Here is a 17,901-nt window from a genome sequence, read left to right as displayed (position 1 = left end):
ATCGTCCTTTTTTGCATAAAAAAACACCCAATCAAATGTTCACTTGATTGGGTGTGAAAAACTATTAATAATATTTTTTTCGTTTTGTAGCTAAAATACTTAACAATCCAGCTAGTAGAAGTACGATACCTACTGTTTGAGTAGGATCATTTTTGTGACCTGTATTTGGAAGTTCTTTACCCTTATGCTGGTCATCTTGCTGTTTGTTTATTTGTGTGTCAGGGTTTGTTTTTTCAAGTTCTTCAGAAGTTTCCTTACCATGTGTTTCAGGATTTCCTTTTTCTAGCTCTTCGGAAGTTTCTTTCCCATGTGTTTCAGGATTTCCTTTTTCAAGTTCTTCAGAAGTTTCTTTCCCTGTTTCCTCTTCTTTATTAGGAGGAGTAATTGGTTTATCATCTCCACCTGATGAAGAATCGATTTTTTTATTTGAAACTGTAATTTGTAGTGGTGTAACTTGAGCTTTTCCAATTGTAAAGCTTATTGGTGATGCATCTAATCGATAGCCTTCAGGAGCTTTTGTTTCCACTAATTGATAATTACCAGGTTTCAAATCATTCACGATTAATTTACCATGCCCGTCTGTTTTTAAACCTTCTCGTACTACTTTTCCGTCTTGATCTAAAATGTTGAAAATGGCACCTTCAAGTGTTCCATGGTGATCCATATCAACTTTAGTTAACTCCATTGAACCTGTTGTTAAACTATTTAAAGCTGTAACAGAAGTAGCTTGAGATTGTCCTTTCGTAATTGTGAAAGGAATTGGCTTAGCGCTTAAATCGTATCCAGTAGGAGCCTTCGTTTCAACGAACTGATAGTCTCCAGGACGTAAATCAGAAACAGAGATTTTACCATCTTTATCAGTAGTTAAATCTGTGCGAACGTCGTGTCCGTTCATATCAACGATTTTAAAGATAGCCCCTTCAAGAGTAGAGCCGTCGATATCATCGACTTTAGTTAATTCAACAGCGCCCTTCGTTAAGCTATTTGTAGCTGTAACAGAAGCTATAGCCGTTTGACTCTTTTCAACAGTAAACTTGATAGGGTTTTGATTTAAGTCGTAATGAGTAGGAGCCTTCGTTTCAACGAATTGATAGTCTCCAGGACGTAAATCAGAAACAGAGATTTTACCATCTTTATCAGTAGTTAAATCTGTGCGAACGTCGTGTCCGTTCATATCAACGATTTTAAAGATAGCCCCTTCAAGAGTAGAGCCGTCGATGTCATCGACTTTAGTTAATTCAACAGCGCCCTTCGTTAAGCTATTTGTAGCTGTAACGGAAGCGATTTTTTCTTGGCCTTTTTTAACTGTGAACTTAATAGGTGTTTCGTTTAAGTCATAATGATTAGGAGCTTTTGTTTCGATAAACTCATAGTCTCCTGGTGGTAATTCATCCACAACTAAACGGCCGTTTTTATCAGTAGTTAAATCAGTACGGACGTCGTGTCCATCCTTATTAACAATTTTAAATACCGCACCCTCAAGTGTTGTGTTTTCTTCAACATCATCAACTTTAATTAACTCCACACTACCTTTCGTTAAGCTGTTAGTAGCTGTAACGAAGACATGTTTTGTTTGACTTCTTTCAATTGTGAACTTAATAGGATTTTCATTTAAGTCATAATGTTTCGGAGCTTTCGTTTCAATAAATTGATAGTCTCCAGGTTGTAAGTCTTTAGCGATGATTTTTCCGTCTTTATTGGTAACTAAATTCGTACGAATATCGTTACCATTCATATCAGTAATTTTAAATACCGCACCTTCCAGCGTTTCTTTCGCATCTAGAGAGTCAACTTTCGTTAATTCAACGCCACCCTTAGTTAAGCCGTTTTTAGCAGTAACAGAAACGTGAGCTATTTGGCTTTTCTCGATAGTGAAAGGAATCGGTGTTTTATTTAAATCATAATCTTTCGGAGCTTTCGTTTCAACGAATTGATAATCTCCAGGACGTAAATTAGAAGCAGAAACTTTCCCATCTTTATCAGTAGTTAAATTCGTGCGAACAACTTTACCTTTCGCATCAATGATATTAAATACTGCATCAGGAAGTTTTGTATCTGGATTTATATCATCCACTTTTATTAATTCTACAGCACCCTCAGTTAAGCTATTTGTAGCAGTAACTTGGAGCTTTTCTTTTTGGCTTTTCTTAATTGTAAACTTAATAGGTGTACTATCTAATTTATAGTGTTCAGGAGCTTTCGTTTCAACAAACTGATAGTCCCCAGGACGTAAATCAGAAACAGAAATTTTTCCATGTATATCTGTTGTAAGCTCAGTGCGAATGTCGTTACCATTCATATCAGTAATTTTAAATACCGCATCTTTAAGAGCAGTACCATCTACATCATCCACTTTAGAAAGTTCCACAGCGCCTTTCGTTAAGCTATTTGTAGCTGTAACGGAGATAGGATCAGCTTGGCTCTTTGTAATTGTGAATGGAATTGGCTCTTTGTTTAAATCGTAGTGTTTCGGAGCCGTTGTCTCGATGAATTGATAATCACCCGGACGTAAGTCAGAAACGCTAATTTTACCTTCTGGATTTGTAGTAAGATTCTCGCGAATTATAGTACCATTCATATCAACAATGTTAAATACTGCGCCTTCAAGAGTAGTGCTATCGACGTCATCCACTTTAGTAAGTTCAACGCCGCCTTTAGTCAAACTATTTTTCATAGTAACAGTAGCAATATCTTTTTGGCTTTTCTCAACTGTAACTACAATTGGCTTTTTGTCTAAATCATAGTGTTCAGGAGCCGTTATTTCAACGAATTGATACGTACCAGGACGTAAGTTTTCGACAACGATTTTACCTTCACTGTTTGTTTTTAAATTTGTTTTAAGTTCTTTGCCGTCTTGATCTAGTAAATTAAATACCGCATCGGCAAGTTTTGTTTGATTGTTTAAATCATCAACTTTAAGTAATTCGATACTACCTTGTTTTAAGCTATTTGTAGCAGTTAAAGAAATAGCTTTCTTCTGTCCTTTTTCAATAGTGAATTTGATTGGTGTTTCATCTAAAACGTAATGCTTAGGAGCTTCTGTTTCGATGAATTGGTAATCACCAGGACGTAGGTCGTTAATTTCGATCTTCCCGTTACCATTTGTAACAAGGTCTTTATGAATTACAGTACCATTCATATCAACAATGTTAAATACTGCACCTTCAAGTTTAGTACCATCGACGTCATCAATTTTAGAAAGTTCCACTGCACCTTTTGTTAGAGCATTTTTAGCTGTAACATGAAGAGTTTCAGTTTGGCTTTTCTTAATTGTAAATTCGATCGGTGTTTTATTTAAATCGTAATGTTCAGGAGCTATTGTTTCCACGAATTTATACGTACCAGGACGTAGGTTTTCAACAACAATTTTTCCTTCATCATTTGTTTTTAAGCCTTCTTCAACTAGCTCTCCGTCTGCATCTAATAAATTAAATACAGCATTAGCAAGTTTAGTGTTTGTATCGATATCATCAATCTTTGTTAATTCCACGCTACCTTTTTTTAACGTGTTTTTACCTGTAACAGTAATTTTTTTCGTTTGACTTCTTTCAATTGTAAACGGAATCGCTGTTTCGTCTAACACATAATGTTCAGGAGCCTGCGTTTCAATAAATTGATAGTCTCCAGGGCGTAAGTCAGAAACCGAAATTTCGCCTTTGTCGTCTGTAACAAGGTTTGTGCGAACTTCTTTACCATCCATATCAACAATTTTAAAGACTGCATCTTTCAGCATTGTACGATCGATGTCATCAATTTTCGTTAATGTGACTGCACCTTTCTTTAAGCTGTTAGTAGCAGTAACAGTAATGTTTTCTTGTTGACTTTTTCCTATAGTGAACGGAATAGGATCGTTGCTTAACGTATAGTCTTTTGGAGCTTTTACTTCGATAAACTGATAGTCTCCAGGACGTAAATCAGAAGCGGTAACTTTACCGTGTTCATCGGTCTTTACGTCTTTGCGAATTACCTTTTTAGTATCATGAGCATCAACAATTATAAATTCTGCGCCTTCAAGAGTAGTGCCATCAACATCATCTACTTTTGTTAAAGTAACGCCACCTGTAAGTAAACTATTTTTTACGATTACAGGGATAGGAAGATCTTCCTTGCTACCTTTTTTAATTGTGAACTTAATAGGTGTTTGATCTAATTTATAATGTTCAGGAGCTGATGTTTCAATAAATTGGTAATCTCCTGGTGCTAAATCAGGAATAACTAGTACTCCATAATCATCTGTCTTTAAGTCTTTCATAATTTCTGTGCCAGTTGCGTCTTGTAATGTGAACACTGCGCCGGCAAGAGCAATACTACTTTCCACATCATCTTCTTTAATAAGTTTAACTTTTCCTTTCGTTAAACTATTTTTAAATGTAAGTGGAAGAAGTTTTTGTTGTCCTTTTTCGATTGTAAATTCAATAGGTTCTACATTTACATCGTAATAAGTTGGAGCCTTTGTTTCGATAAGTTTATAGTTACCAGGACGTAAGTCATCTACAACTAGCAATCCTTTACTATCCGTAACAAGGTCCGTACGAACATCTTCATTCGTATCTCTATTAACGATTTTAAATACTGCACCTTCAAGTGTTTCCTTTTCATCTGCAGCATTTACTTTTGTTAACTCAATACCGCCTTTCGTTAAGCTGTTTTTAGCGGTAACAGTAGCCTGAGTTGTTTGACTTTCTGTAATCGTAAATTTAATTGGTTTTGTATTTTTGTCGTAATACTTCGGTGCTGTTACTTCGATAAATTTATAATCGCCAGGGCGTAAGCCAGTAGCAATAGCTTTACCATCCGCACTAGTTTTTACATTTTCGCGAATGACTTTCTTTTCATCATTTGCATCAACAATTTTAAATACAGCACCTTCAAGAGCTGTACCATCGATATCATCAACTTTTGTTAATTCAACATCTCCTGGTTTTAAAGCATTTTCAGCTTTCACAAGTAGAGTTTCTTTCTGACTTCTATCGATTGTAAATTCAATAGGTTCTGCTCGTAAAACGTAATGATCAGGAGCAGCTGTTTCAATAAATTTATACGTACCAGGACGTAGGTTACTAACTTTAACTTTACCGTGTTTATCAGTAGTTAAGTTAGTGTGAGGGGAAACGTCATTATTATTTGTATCGACAAGTTTGAATACAGCACCTTCTAGTGGTTTTTTCTCACCAAATTCATCAACTTTTAATAATTCAACCTCGCCTGTTTTTAAACCGTTTGTTGCCTTCACGGTAGCAAAAGACTGTTGGCTTTTATCGATTGTAAACTCGATAGGATTTGCATTTAACACATAATCCTTAGGAGCTTCTGTTTCGATAAATTTATAAGCACCAGGCTCTAAATCTTTAACGGTAACTTTTCCATCTGAACCTGTTTTTATATTTTCGCGAATTACTTGTTTTTCGTCATTCGCATCGACAATTTTAAATACAGCACCTTCAAGGGCAGTGCCATCGATATCATCAACTTTCGTTAAAGTGACGCCACCTTTAATGAGGTGATTCGTCGTAGTAACAGTAACTGCTTTCTGTTGACTTTTTACAATTGTAAACTCAATTGGTTTTTTATCTATGTCGTAATCTTTAGGTGCTTTTTCTTCAACAAATTGATAATCCCCAGGGCGTAAATCTTTTGCTTCAATTTGTCCTTGATCATTTGTCGTTAATTTTCCATAGCCGGGGATTATTTTGTTTTTTCGGTCCCGTACACTGAACTCCGCGCCTGCTAAAGTTTTTCCGTCTTTATCGACTTTTGTTAAAATAGCTGATCCTGGAATCAAACTGTTGGTTGCAGGTCGATTTACTACAGTCGTTTGATCTTCTTTGATTGTAAATTTAATAGGTGTACTGTTTAATTTATAATGCTCAGGAGCCGTTGTTTCTTGTAAGTAGTAAGTTCCAGGCTTTAAATTATCTACAGTAATTTGTCCTTGATCATTTGTTGTTAATTCTTTATGTTCAGAAATGACTTGTTTGTTTTGATCCAGTAAAGAGAAAACAGCATGTTCGAGTTTTTCCCCACTGTGAGCATCAGTTTTTGTAAGTACTACTTTCCCGACAAATTTCTTATTTGTAAGGGTATATGTTGTAATTTCTTCAGAACCTAGCTCAACAAGTATACCTTCTCTTAATTCTTTACTAATTACATAACCTTTAGGTGCTTTCGTTTCTTTAATCATATATTTATCGCGTCGTAGGTTGTTAAACTTAGCGACACCGTCATCACCTGTTGTAATTGGTCGAATAGCGGTTGTACCTGTTTGATCATATAAAGTAAATTCTGCTCCGGCTAATGGTACTTTTCTATCTTTATCATCAACCTTTATAATTTGAAGGCTTCCGCGTCCTTTACTAGCAGAACCACCTCCAGATCCAGAAGATACTTTAACCTCAACAAACTTAACATCTTCAGTTTTCGTTAATGTTAAACGATGACCAGTAATCGTCGCTTTATTACTTACCCTTTCATTATGGTCTGCATTAATGAGTGAGCGGTATTCTAAAATATAAGCTCGATCAATGGTATGAAGGAATTCAACTTTAAACTGTTGTTTCCCCGTATCGTTGTCTGTTATTACTTTGAGTTTATAGTCTGTTCCTTCTTTTAATTCATTTGCTGTATCTTTTGTTAAAGTTCCATCTACGGCTACTGTTGTCGGATATAGATGGAAGGACTTTTCATCTAGCATTTGATTGTCTGTCGGTTCGTCTGTTACGACAGCATTTTCGATAGTTGATTGACTTGCATTAATAGAAACACTCCAATCAATATACTTGTCATTTTGTTTCGCTGTTTTCGTAACACCGCTACCGCCGTTTGTAATCTCAAATGCACCATGGATAGTAGTAACAGTTTCTGATCCATCTTTTAAATCGGCATAATTATCGTAACGCTTATTAATTTGTTCACCTGCAAGTGAAGTTTTAAAGCTAATATGGTACGCCGTTTTAATTTCATTTTTAAAATGAATCGTTAATGTATTGTTATTATCTTTTGTTGGAGTTTCTATCGTATATTCGCTAGATGGAACAGGATCACCTACTTCAAATCCATGTGCACCACCAGTTAATTTCATATGCCGAACTTCAATAGATTCCGGTATTAATTTTTGGTTATCTTTTAATACGTCGACAATAGAAGGATCCTTAATTGTTCTATTATTATAGTTAAATCCAATTTCCCATTTAATTTCTTTCGTTTGGGCATTGTAAGAACCGTATTTAAATCCGTTTCCTTTTGTATAGACGTCAGGATCGAATGTATCATTTGATGAACTATTTTTATCGTTCCCATTTATATCTTTCCATGATAAATTTGCTGTATTTTTGAATGATTTATTATCCTTCTCTTTGGATAGATTCTCGTAATTAAAGTCTGTTGTGTATGTGATAGTTAAAGTTTTATTCATATTAGACTTATAATCACCAGTTAGTTTCACTTCGAATCCTTTATCGGTTACATGAAGTGTATAGTCATGCCCTAATTTAAGTTCATTTGATCCGTCAGTAATCTTGAAACTATTTTCCTGTAACGTTAGACCACCAAAGTCAAATGTATCCTTGATAACAGCATCGTTTAACACGTAGTTGTTATCATTTACAATAATCGTCCATTTTGTTGTTTTCGCATTGTAATCTGTATCTTTTGCATTTTTATTATGTTTCTTTATGATGTTTTGTTGTTGTAATGTAACTTTGTTTGTTTTACTTGAACCACCATCTGCGATAATTTTATTTTCTATTTCTCCATCTGCGATGACATCACCCGCGGCCTTTGATGTGTAAGTAATTACGTAGGCACTATCAATATCGGTAGTAAACTGTAAATCAAATCCCTCAGTCGTTTCTTTTACTGTGAAGTTTGTAGCATCGTCCCCAGTGACAATTTGCCCACTATCATTATAAGAAGCATTTTTTACAACAATAGAACTTTGATCAATTTTATGATCCTTATCTAGAATATCTTTTAAAAGAGCAGCCTCTTTTTTGATCTTTCTTTGGTCACCGTTGTAAGTGATCGTCCATTCGATTGTTTGTGTTTTTGGGTTATACTTGCTAGTTTTTTCTAGATGCGTACCTCTTTTTACAGTTACAGTTGCATTTGCAGATACATCTTTTTGATTCTTGCTTGATACCTTTGCTTCATTTTTGAAACTAGTAACACTTTCATCCGTAATCTTTGTTGCATATTCAATTTGATAAGCTTTACTCGTTTCATTTTTAAAAGCGATATTTAATTTATCAGAGGATGAAGTAAGTTCATACTCTTCCTTAGGAACTTCTGCTCCCCGAGTTGTTTTCCCGTTAATATCTACCTCTAAATAATAAACCTTAATAGAATCTTCATGGAGACTTGCTCCATTTGGAATGTTATCTTGGAAGACAGCATTTGTCAGTTTATCTTTTGTCTTGTTCATTTCTACTGTCCAATTAATTTGATTCGTATTAGTTGGTCTATCAGGTACACCTTTTTTATCTATAGATTGTTTTACTTTAGGTTTGAAATCAAGTTCGATAATAACGTCTTTTTCTTTAATAGGGAATGGGATTTGTTTTTCTGTAGTCCCTGTAATTTTTACTTCATTAAACTCCGTACGAATGTTTAAATGACCGGCTAGATTAGGATTATCTTCAACATATTCGTTAAAAGTCATCGTTACTTTGCCATCAGGTGTAACAACGAATGATCCAATCGTATTTCCTTTTCCATCTATTAAATCTTGTGTGATGGTATTGTGGACAATAAAGTATTCTGGGAGTTGGAAAATAAAGTAATCATCTTTTTTGACGTTCAGCGATTTCAAAACTTCCCATGTAAAATCGATTTTGGTAATAGAATCTGGATTTGGACGATTATCCGTATTATTAAATGGCTTACCGTCTTTATCCGTTAATGTGACACCTGTTAAAATGTTTTCTGTAATTTGCTTAGGTGATGGGTCCGGATTCCCAACAGGTTGTTCTGTTGTTTTATCACCAGGATTCTCCGTAGGTTGCTGAGCATTATCGTTCTTTTGCTCATTCGCAGGTTGCTGGGCATTACCGTTCTTTTGCTCATCCGCAGGTTGCTGAGCATCGCCATTCTTTTGCTCATCCGCAGGTTGCTGAGTCTCACCATTCTTTTGCTCATCCGCAGGTTGCTGAGCGTCGCCATTCTTTTGCTCATCCACAGGTTGCTGAGTCTCACCATTTTTTTGCTCATTCACAGGTTGTTGAGCGTCGCTGTTCTTTTGCTCATCCGTAGGTTGTTGGGCAGTATCCTTATTCGTAGTAGGGGAAGCTGGGTTATCTACTTGAACGGGAACTGAAATAGACTTAGCTGTTGTGCCTAGAGGGAATGAGAGTTGAACAGATTTTGCACCAGGTTTTAAATCAGGATTGAATACTGTATCAAAATTGATTTTTCCGTTAGCACCTTTGGAATCTTTTACTTGGTCGTTAAATACTAGTTTCATTTTGTTATCGTTTGCTGTAACAAAATATTGACCAATAATTTGCTGATCCGCCATCAAATTTCCTTGTTGATTACTTTTAACTTTTAATGCGTTAGGTATTTGGAGCACTGCTGAGTCTGTTTGATGATCTTTTATTGACCAAGCGTATTCTAGGTGAATGGTCGATCCTACTTGTATTAAGTTTTTAGGATTTAATGCTTCATCAATAATATGATTTGTTGCATCTTTCATTTCAACAGTGTCAAATAATGAATTCCCTGTTAATGTTTCCGCTTTTACTTGATTGTATGGAAAACTAGCAAGCTGCGAAAATAGTACGAATGTAATTAAACATATATTGAAAAGTTTTTTCATTGTGCCTCCTTTATGAATCCGTCTATTGCATAAAAATGCTTTGTGAAGGGATTATTTGTCATGGATCAATGTGCTTTACGTGATGCCCCCTTTACTACGTATACTCTCTAGGGAAAGTGTTCATCTTCGATGCTTTGTAACGTAAAACAAATGTATATTTTAATAATATAGGGAGTGAATATACAAATTTCGACAAAAAATGTCGAATAAAATACTGATAAGGAATGATATCAGACCTTTATAGGGTATGATTTTTTGAGTGGATCTTCATAAAATAGGTGTATGCAAAAAATATGCAGTCAGATGCGTACACTATTTTTTGATTCGTGCTCTTCGATGTACAAAGAATCGTTATAAAGGTGAGTTTTACGGTACATGCTAACCAAAATAATGTATCCATTGTAAAAAATATTTGGTATTGAGGTAGTAATAAAATGTAGCTTGAATTTGGTCAGGATGAAGAAAATATGTACTGTCTAAAAGAGTATACAATTCGTAGATTAAAGCGAAGATAGCGTTTTATAATAAATAGAACGCATTCCTTTAATCGATGCTATTAAATAAAAAAAGAAGGTACTCCCTTGATCATCTTTTATGAGAGATAATCATCAATAACCTTCGTTAAAAATTATATACGTAAATGGAAAAGAGTTCAACCGTATTGCTTCTTTTCAAAAAAGTATGTAAAAAGAACCGCTTCTTACTAAGAAGCGGTTCTTTTTTATATTTCTGTTAAAATAATCGGTTCACCGCGTGTTACAACAACTGTATGTTCACATTGTGCAACAAGGCTTTTGTCAGGTGTAACGAATGTCCAACCATCGTCACCACGCTCAATAATATGATCAGCTTTCATAGAAATGAATGGCTCTACTGCGATAACAAGACCGTCTTTTAGAAGCGCATTATCCATTGGATCAAAGTAGCTTAAAATGTGGTTTGGTGCTTCATGTAAGCTAAGACCAATACCGTGACCAGTTAAGTTTTGAATCACATTATATCCATTTTTATGTGCAAAGTTTGAAACAGCACGACCAATTTGGTTTTGTTTTGAACCAGCCTTAACCTTTTTCATAGCTGCCCAAAATGCATCAACAGCTGCTTGGCAAAGCTTTTCTTTTGCTTCATCTTCTCCAAGTACAAATGAAATACCTGTATCTGCATAATAACCATCAAGTGCAGCAGATACGTCGACATTTACAAGGTCGCCTTCTTTTAATACGCGATCTCCTGGAATACCGTGAGCAACTTCTTCGTTTACACTGATGCAAGTTACACCAGGGAAATCATATTCTTTTTCAGGTGCAGAAATAGCACCATTCTCATCTAATACTTTTTTACCGATCAAATCAAGCTCTTTCGTTGTCATACCTGGCTTCGCTTCTTTTTTCATTTCTTCACGTGCAAGCGCAACGATGCGGCCGATTTTTCGTAAGCCTTCTAAATCTTGTTCATTACGAATAATCATGAAAACCACTGTCCTTCCTCGAATATATATCTTACCCGATTGTATCATGTTTATTTTCGTCCTGCTACTCGCTTGCGGTATGCGGGTTGATTCCTCTCATACGGAATACATGACAATTGTCATATCGATGTCATGACGCATCATACTGTTTCCTAAGTTTTCCAACACATACAATATAAATATAAGAAACAGCGGGGGTGGAGAGATGGAAAAGATTATTGAAGTAAATAGTGTTTCTAAAACATTTAAACATAAAAAAGCAGTAAATAACGTTTCATTTCATGTAAATAAAGGAGAAATCGTAGCATTACTTGGACCGAATGGTGCAGGGAAAACGACGACGATGTCGATGATGCTTGGATTAAAGGATCCGACGGAAGGAACTGTTTCTATATTTGGAAAAAGTCCAAAGCATAGAGATGTGCGTAATAGCCTCGGCGCGATGTTACAAGAAGTAAGTGTCATTGATAGCATCACAGTGGAAGAGGCGATTGAGTTATTCCGTAGTTATTATACGAATCCGGTAGAGAAAGCAACGTTACTACAGTTATCAAATTTAGAATCGGAACGAAAACAAAGATGTGAGAAATTATCAGGCGGGCAAAAAAGAAGATTAAACTTTGCACTCGCACTTGCAGGAAATCCAGATTTGCTATTTTTAGATGAGCCGACAGTTGGAATGGATATTACGTCTCGAAGAACATTTTGGGAAACAATTCGAAAGTTAGTAAATGAGGGGAAAACGATTATTTTAACGACGCACTATTTAGAAGAAGCGGATGCATTGGCGGATCGTATTTTATTGTTTGCGAACGGAAAGATTATCGCAGATGGTACACCAGATGAGATGAAAGCGACGATTTCGCGAAAAACGATCTCGTTTTATTCGAAGGAAAGCATTCCTACAAAGTTATTAAAGGAATTACCAAATGTAACCGAAGTAGAGTCAAACGAAGGGCACTTCACTTTAACAACTGAAGATACGGATGCAACTTTAAAAGCGATTTATCAAAAGAACTTACCTGTAACAGACGTTTCTGTTGAACGTGGAAGTCTTGATGAAGCATTTGAACAGTTTGTTGCAAATCAGAAGGAGGAAATCGCATGAGAGCTTTATGGATGCAATGCAAAATAGAAATTTTACGTACGTTCCGTAATAAATTATTTATCTTTTTCTCATTATTAATGCCGGTTATGTTTTACTACATTTTCACGAATGTTGTTCAAGTGCCACAAAACGGGGATGCGTGGAAAGCACACTATTTAATCTCAATGGCAACTTTCAGTATTGTAGGGACTGCACTTTTTAGTTTCGGTGTTAGAATTTCTCAAGAAAAAGGGCAAGGATGGACACATCTTTTAAAAATTACACCACTTCCAGAGGGAGCGTATTTAACAGCAAAAATTATCGCTCAAACAGTAGTAAATGCTTTTTCAATCTTAGTTATTTTTATGGCTGGAATTTTAATTAATCATGTCGAGTTAACGGTAGGGCAGTGGATTGGTGCTGGATTATGGTTGTTGTTAGGTGTGACACCATTTTTAGCACTTGGAACAGTAATAGGTTCCATTAAAAAGGCGGATGCAGCTGCTGGCCTAGCAAATATTTTAAACATGAGTTTAGCTGTAATTGGCGGGTTATGGATGCCAATTGAAGTATTCCCAAAAATATTAAGAACGATTGGGGAATGGACACCGACATACCATTTCGGAAGCGGCGCATGGGATATTGTAGCTGGAAAATCAGTTGGTTGGGAAAATATCGCGGTACTAGGAGGTTATTTCCTTATATTTGTTGTAGTATCAATATATATAAGAAAAAGACAGGAAGCGGTATAAATGATAGAGACGAAGAGGTTTGAATTTTTTCCGAAACAGCTGGGTTTTTTCCCGTATATGTGGCTCGTTTATTTGTTATTTCCAATTTACAATTTGACACAAGTATCGGGGTGGAAACTTGTACTCGGAATCGGTATGTTGATAGTTTTCGTTGTCACATACCGACAACTTTATTTTGTTAAGAAGACGTTCATTTTATGGGCGTGTATTCAAATGGTCCTTACCCTCTCATTTGCTTTGTTTTATAATCCTTTCATGATATTGTTTGGATATTTCACGGCGAGTGCGATGGGGTTTGCACCAAGTAAGAAAGTATTTCGCGTATTGTTATGTTTATTAGTTATAATGCTTGGAACTTTTATATTTTTAAATATTAACCAACTAACAATTCCAAATTTAGTGAATATCATTCCGATGTTTATTTTAATGCTTATTACGCCATTTGGTATGCGTAATTTCAATCAAAAAAAGATGTTAAAGAACCAATTAAACGAAGCGAATGAGCAAATTAAAGACTTAGTAAAACGTGAAGAACGGCAGCGGATTGCAAGAGATCTTCATGATACGTTAGGGCATACATTATCACTCATTACTTTAAAAAGTCAGCTCGTGGAGAAGTTAATTGTAAAAAATCCGGAGCGTGCAAGTGTGGAAGCGAAGGAAATTACACAAACATCTCGTACCGCTTTAAAGCAGCTAAGGGAATTAATTTCTGATATGCGCATGATTACAGTAGAGGAAGAGCTTGAGCAAATAAAAGCAATCTTACAAGCTGCTACTATTGAATTAGAGATCAAACAAGAAACAAGTGCGAGTTCATTATCACCCATTGAACAAAATATTTTAGGAATGTGTTTACGTGAGGCTGTGACAAATGTTGTAAAGCATAGTAAGGCAACGCGTTGCACAGTTTCTGTACTAGAATCACAAGGCGAATTAATTTTGATAGTAGAAGATAATGGAGTTGGTTTAGTGGACCAAAACCACGATGGAAATGGCATTCGTGGTATGAAAGAGCGTATTGCTCTTATTGATGGGTTTGTTGAACTGGGCACGATCAATCCAGGGACACTATTAACAGTAAAAGTGCCAGTTGTTATTAGAGAAGGAAAAGATGAGGTGAGGGCATGATTCGAATTATTATTGCAGAAGATCAGCGGATGCTTCGTGGTGCATTAGGGGCCCTGCTTGATTTAGAAGACGATATTGAAGTAATTGGGCAAGCTGCGAACGGGGAAGAGGCGCTAAAACTAATTGAATCGCTACAACCTGATGTAAGCATTATGGATATTGAAATGCCAATTCAAAGCGGATTAGATGTTGCGGAAACGCTACAGAAAGAAAAGTCAGCATGCAAAGTAATGATTTTAACAACATTTGCGCGCCCTGGATATTTTGAACGAGCAATGAAAGCTGGCGTGCACGGATATTTATTAAAAGATAGTCCAAGTGAAGATTTAGCTGCATCGATTCGTAACGTAATGAAAGGAAAGCGAGAAATCTCTCAAGATTTAATGTTCGGTTTATGGCAGGAGCAAAATCCACTATCAGATCGCGAAAAAGAAGTATTGCTACTTGCGAAAGAAGGAAAGACGGCAAATGAAATTGCGAAGGCACTTTATCTTTCGCCGGGTACAGTACGTAATTACATTTCCGAAGTATTAACAAAGCTTGATGCGAAAAATAGAATTGAGGCAATTACAATTGCGGAAGAAAAGGGATGGATATAAAAAGAAGTTTACCTATGAGAGGTAAACTTCTTTTTATAATTATTGTACTTCTATTACTCTATTTACTTTTTGTAATGGTTTGTAACCATGTGCTTCAAATGCTTTTGCAAATTCATTTGATACGGCATTGCCATATAAATCTTTTGCAGCTTGTACAATATGGGATTGAAGTGATTCAAAATCTTCAGCTGAAGTTGCGTAATTTTGCAATGCCCGCATAACAACTTTACTTACTTTTTCATTACCTTGTTTTTGAACGGCAACATTGTTATAAGTTTTGCCTTCAGCTAATTGATATAACACGTGGCTGATAATACCAGAGTTTACGTGCGATTCTTGATCATTTCCATCGTTATAGAAATCTTGTAAGTTCGTATATAGTTTATGACCACCATCACCAATTTCTCTTGGGATGTCACGAATTGTTAAGCCACCTAACGTATCGCCCATAATCCAGTTTCCTTTATCTTTCTTTACGTAATATTCGATTTGTGTACCCCAAAAATCTGCTAGCCCTTCATTTAGCGCAGATGTTTCAGCGCTTGGATATCTCACAATTTTATTTTTCGTTGTACCGCTAAATACAGCATGTCCAAATTCATGAGCTGTTACGTCAAGAGCTGATGTTAGTTTTCCGTTTAAACCATCACCAAATACCATTTGGTTCCAAGCAGGGTGCCAAAATGCGTTTATATAGTTTTCTTTTATACCATCACTAACTTCAGTAGAATCAAAACCGTGTACACTAGCAACAACTTTTGAATCTTTATTATCGTAACTTTTTAAATTATGTTCTTTCTTGAAGTAATCATAAATATCACTCATGTTTTTCATGGCGCCAGCAGCTTCTTTATCTGTAAAGTTAGGAGTGCTACTTGAAATCAGTGTCCCTGGATAACCAGCTTGACTGTATCCCCCGAGAGAATCAGCGTAGTTTGCATTGTAAATATAAATACCATTTCCGCGTGATAAATCAGCTAAATAAAATTTTCCGTCAGTCCCTTTGGCAATATTGAAAGAGATGTTTTCTTGAAGTGCATTTTTCCCAGTTCCTTGCTCGCTTGCAGAGGATAGGCTAGGTGATGTTACTTGATTTATAGTTTTATTCTCTTTATTTTTAATGAATTTTTCTTGGAAAAGTACTTCACCAGTTTTTAAATCAATGATTGCATTGCCGTTTATAATTTGTGCATTGTTTTCATAAGTAAATGTAATAACAGTTGCGAATGTATAAGAGCTATCTTTTTTCTTATAAACAACGGTTTCGCTAGAGAATTCCGTTTCAGCCGCATCACTTGGAATTTGAACTATATCGCGTAATTTAGATTTTACTTCATTTTTCGACAAAAAATTTGTTATAGTAAGATTAGGTTGTTGATCTAAATTTTGAACAACTTTACCACTAACAGTTGTGATCACTCCATTTTTATCTACTTTTACAATGAGATCTTGGCCATATACTTTATAGTTTTTATATGTTTGTGCAAGGCGAACTTCGGTTTGATTTTCTTTTGTTTCTTTATTGGTAGGCTGGAAATCTACATTTTTTTCAGTAGTGACTTGTTCTTGTTGAGCTTTAGCCCCGTTTACCTCACCTTTTAAATACTTTTTCGCAATATTTTCTTTCGTATCATTTTGAGGTTGTGTTAATTTCCCGATTGTTAAACCAGGCTGAGCAATTTCAACTTTTACTTCATTTTTATCTAATTCTTGGGCGTGAATAGCTTCTGTTGATAAAGGACAAAGAAGACCGAATGTAACGAAGGCACTGGCAAGTTTTCTATAATTCATCTATAACACTCCTAATCTATTATTGTATGTGAGATGAATTGTATGAAAAATTTGCCGAATTTTATATATATTATGCATTATTTCATATCAAAAATTGTCGAATTCACATTATTGTAGTGGTATGACAACTCAAAAAATTAGATTGTTATAATGGGATGGTGAGTAAGTATGCACGCAGAAAAATTAGGAAGTGAAATTAAGAAGATTAGGATGATGAGAGGGTTAACACAAAAACAGTTATCCGATAATATATGTCATCAATCGGAAGTGAGTCGAATTGAATCGGGCGCAGTGTACCCAAGTATGGATATATTGCAAGGTATTGCGGCGAAATTACAAGTTCCCATTATTCATTTTTATGAGGTACTCATTTATTCCGATATCGAAAGAAAAAAACAGTTTAAAGATCAAGTCATTATGCTGTGTAAGCAAAAAAGATATAAGGAAATTTATAATAGAGTATGGAATGAACTGAAAAAGGAAGAATATCATCCTGAATTCCAACAATTTCTTCAATGGCAATATCATGTGGCAGCTTACATATTGAAAAAAATCGATTACGAATATTGCATTTTAGAATTAAAAAAATTGTTAAATCAACAATTAACTGGAATAGACGTATACCAAAATCTCTATATAGAAAATGCAATTGCAAATATTTATGCTGAAAATAGCTATTTTAAGAAGAGTATTGAGCTATTTGAAGATATACTAAAGCAATTAGAGACATTACATGATAATGAAGAGTTTGACGTGAAGGTAAGATATAATCATGCAAAAGCATTATACTTAGATGAGCAATATGAGGAGTCGCTTTATCAAGTAAATAAAGCGATTGAAATATCATGCCAAATTAATAGTATGGCATTAATTGGACAGCTATATTATCAAAGAGGTGAATGTTTAGGGAAGTTGGAGTATGATGGGGCAGAGATTGAAGATGCATATAAAAAGGCAAGTTTCTTTTTTGATATATTAGAAATGCATGCATATAAAGAAGCACTCGCAAATAAAATCAGTAAATAAAAATCCAAAAAATGGATATGCATAATTGCATAGGATGTGGATAAATTTTCATGATATATTAAAATAAAAAATGTGGGTGATGGAGTATGAAGAAACTACTTATTGGTAGTCTATTAACGTTAGCAATGGCATGGGGTATTTCATTAGGCGATACAGCATTAGAGAAAAGTCAAGTGATTTCTCATAATGATCAAGAGGTACAATTAGCTGGAGATCTACCTTTTGAATATTAAAAA

General features: G+C 35.3%; 9 protein-coding genes. 6 read left to right on the top strand and 3 right to left on the bottom strand.

Features of this window, described 5'->3' with window-relative positions:
* Positions 1–64: 64 nt before the first annotated feature.
* On the bottom strand, positions 65–9,811 hold the full coding sequence (locus KVT31_RS14885) for a SpaA isopeptide-forming pilin-related protein (RefSeq protein WP_140392609.1): 9,747 nt from the start codon (positions 9,809–9,811) through the stop codon (positions 65–67).
* 721 nt (positions 9,812–10,532) lie between these two features.
* Positions 10,533–11,327, bottom strand: coding sequence for a type I methionyl aminopeptidase (map, locus tag KVT31_RS14880; protein WP_097815041.1), 795 nt, complete (start codon positions 11,325–11,327; stop codon positions 10,533–10,535).
* A 157-nt stretch (positions 11,328–11,484) separates the two neighbouring features.
* Between map and KVT31_RS14875 the strand changes: the two genes are divergently transcribed.
* From KVT31_RS14875 to KVT31_RS14860, 4 genes are read left to right on the top strand one after another with little or no spacing between them, the layout of a single operon-like run.
* On the top strand, positions 11,485–12,387 hold the full coding sequence (locus tag KVT31_RS14875; RefSeq protein WP_088098520.1) for an ABC transporter ATP-binding protein: 903 nt from the start codon (positions 11,485–11,487) through the stop codon (positions 12,385–12,387).
* Complete coding sequence (locus tag KVT31_RS14870; RefSeq protein ID WP_075309862.1) at positions 12,384–13,118, top strand: ABC transporter permease; 735 nt, start codon at positions 12,384–12,386, stop codon at positions 13,116–13,118. Before KVT31_RS14875 ends, KVT31_RS14870 begins: the two co-directional genes overlap by 4 nt.
* The gene (locus KVT31_RS14865) at positions 13,119–14,249 is read left to right on the top strand and encodes a sensor histidine kinase (protein WP_088098519.1); all 1,131 of its coding nucleotides are present in this window, start codon (positions 13,119–13,121) and stop codon (positions 14,247–14,249) included. It begins immediately after the preceding gene.
* Positions 14,246–14,848: a response regulator transcription factor gene (locus KVT31_RS14860; RefSeq protein WP_088098518.1), complete on the top strand. Its 603-nt coding sequence runs from the start codon at positions 14,246–14,248 to the stop codon at positions 14,846–14,848. Before KVT31_RS14865 ends, KVT31_RS14860 begins: the two co-directional genes overlap by 4 nt.
* A 39-nt stretch (positions 14,849–14,887) precedes the next feature.
* On the opposite strand, the gene KVT31_RS14855 is transcribed toward KVT31_RS14860, so the two are convergent.
* The gene (locus KVT31_RS14855; RefSeq protein WP_088098517.1) at positions 14,888–16,639 is read right to left on the bottom strand and encodes a M4 family metallopeptidase; all 1,752 of its coding nucleotides are present in this window, start codon (positions 16,637–16,639) and stop codon (positions 14,888–14,890) included.
* Positions 16,640–16,807: 168 nt separating this feature from the next.
* Here KVT31_RS14855 and plcR point away from each other — a divergent pair, with 168 nt between their 5' ends.
* Complete coding sequence (gene plcR, locus KVT31_RS14850; RefSeq protein WP_088098516.1) at positions 16,808–17,665, top strand: transcriptional regulator PlcR; 858 nt, start codon at positions 16,808–16,810, stop codon at positions 17,663–17,665.
* A gap of 86 nt (positions 17,666–17,751) precedes the next feature.
* Positions 17,752–17,898, top strand: a complete 147-nt coding sequence (locus KVT31_RS14845; RefSeq protein WP_000734732.1) for a quorum-sensing peptide PapR — start codon at positions 17,752–17,754, stop codon at positions 17,896–17,898.
* The last annotated feature ends 3 nt before the right edge of the window (positions 17,899–17,901 follow it).

This window comes from Bacillus sp. GbtcB14, from assembly GCF_019091205.1.
Classification (GTDB): Bacteria; Bacillota; Bacilli; order Bacillales; family Bacillaceae_G; genus Bacillus_A; species Bacillus_A cereus_AG.
The sequence above is the reverse complement of the archived record's forward strand: the minus strand, read 5'-3'. Positions and strand labels throughout refer to the sequence as shown.

Bases quoted from the DNA above. Each gene is read 5' to 3' on its own strand.
- KVT31_RS14845 (WP_000734732.1), top strand. From the start codon at position 17,752: ATGAAGAAACTACTTATTGGTAGTCTATTAACGTTAGCAATGGCATGG.
- plcR (WP_088098516.1), top strand. From the start codon at position 16,808: ATGCACGCAGAAAAATTAGGAAGTGAAATTAAGAAGATTAGGATGATG.
- KVT31_RS14870 (WP_075309862.1), top strand. From the start codon at position 12,384: ATGAGAGCTTTATGGATGCAATGCAAAATAGAAATTTTACGTACGTTC.
- KVT31_RS14885 (WP_140392609.1), bottom strand. From the start codon at position 9,811: ATGAAAAAACTTTTCAATATATGTTTAATTACATTCGTACTATTTTCG.
- KVT31_RS14855 (WP_088098517.1), bottom strand. From the start codon at position 16,639: ATGAATTATAGAAAACTTGCCAGTGCCTTCGTTACATTCGGTCTTCTT.
- map (WP_097815041.1), bottom strand. From the start codon at position 11,327: ATGATACAATCGGGTAAGATATATATTCGAGGAAGGACAGTGGTTTTC.
- KVT31_RS14865 (WP_088098519.1), top strand. From the start codon at position 13,119: ATGATAGAGACGAAGAGGTTTGAATTTTTTCCGAAACAGCTGGGTTTT.
- KVT31_RS14860 (WP_088098518.1), top strand. From the start codon at position 14,246: ATGATTCGAATTATTATTGCAGAAGATCAGCGGATGCTTCGTGGTGCA.
- KVT31_RS14875 (WP_088098520.1), top strand. From the start codon at position 11,485: ATGGAAAAGATTATTGAAGTAAATAGTGTTTCTAAAACATTTAAACAT.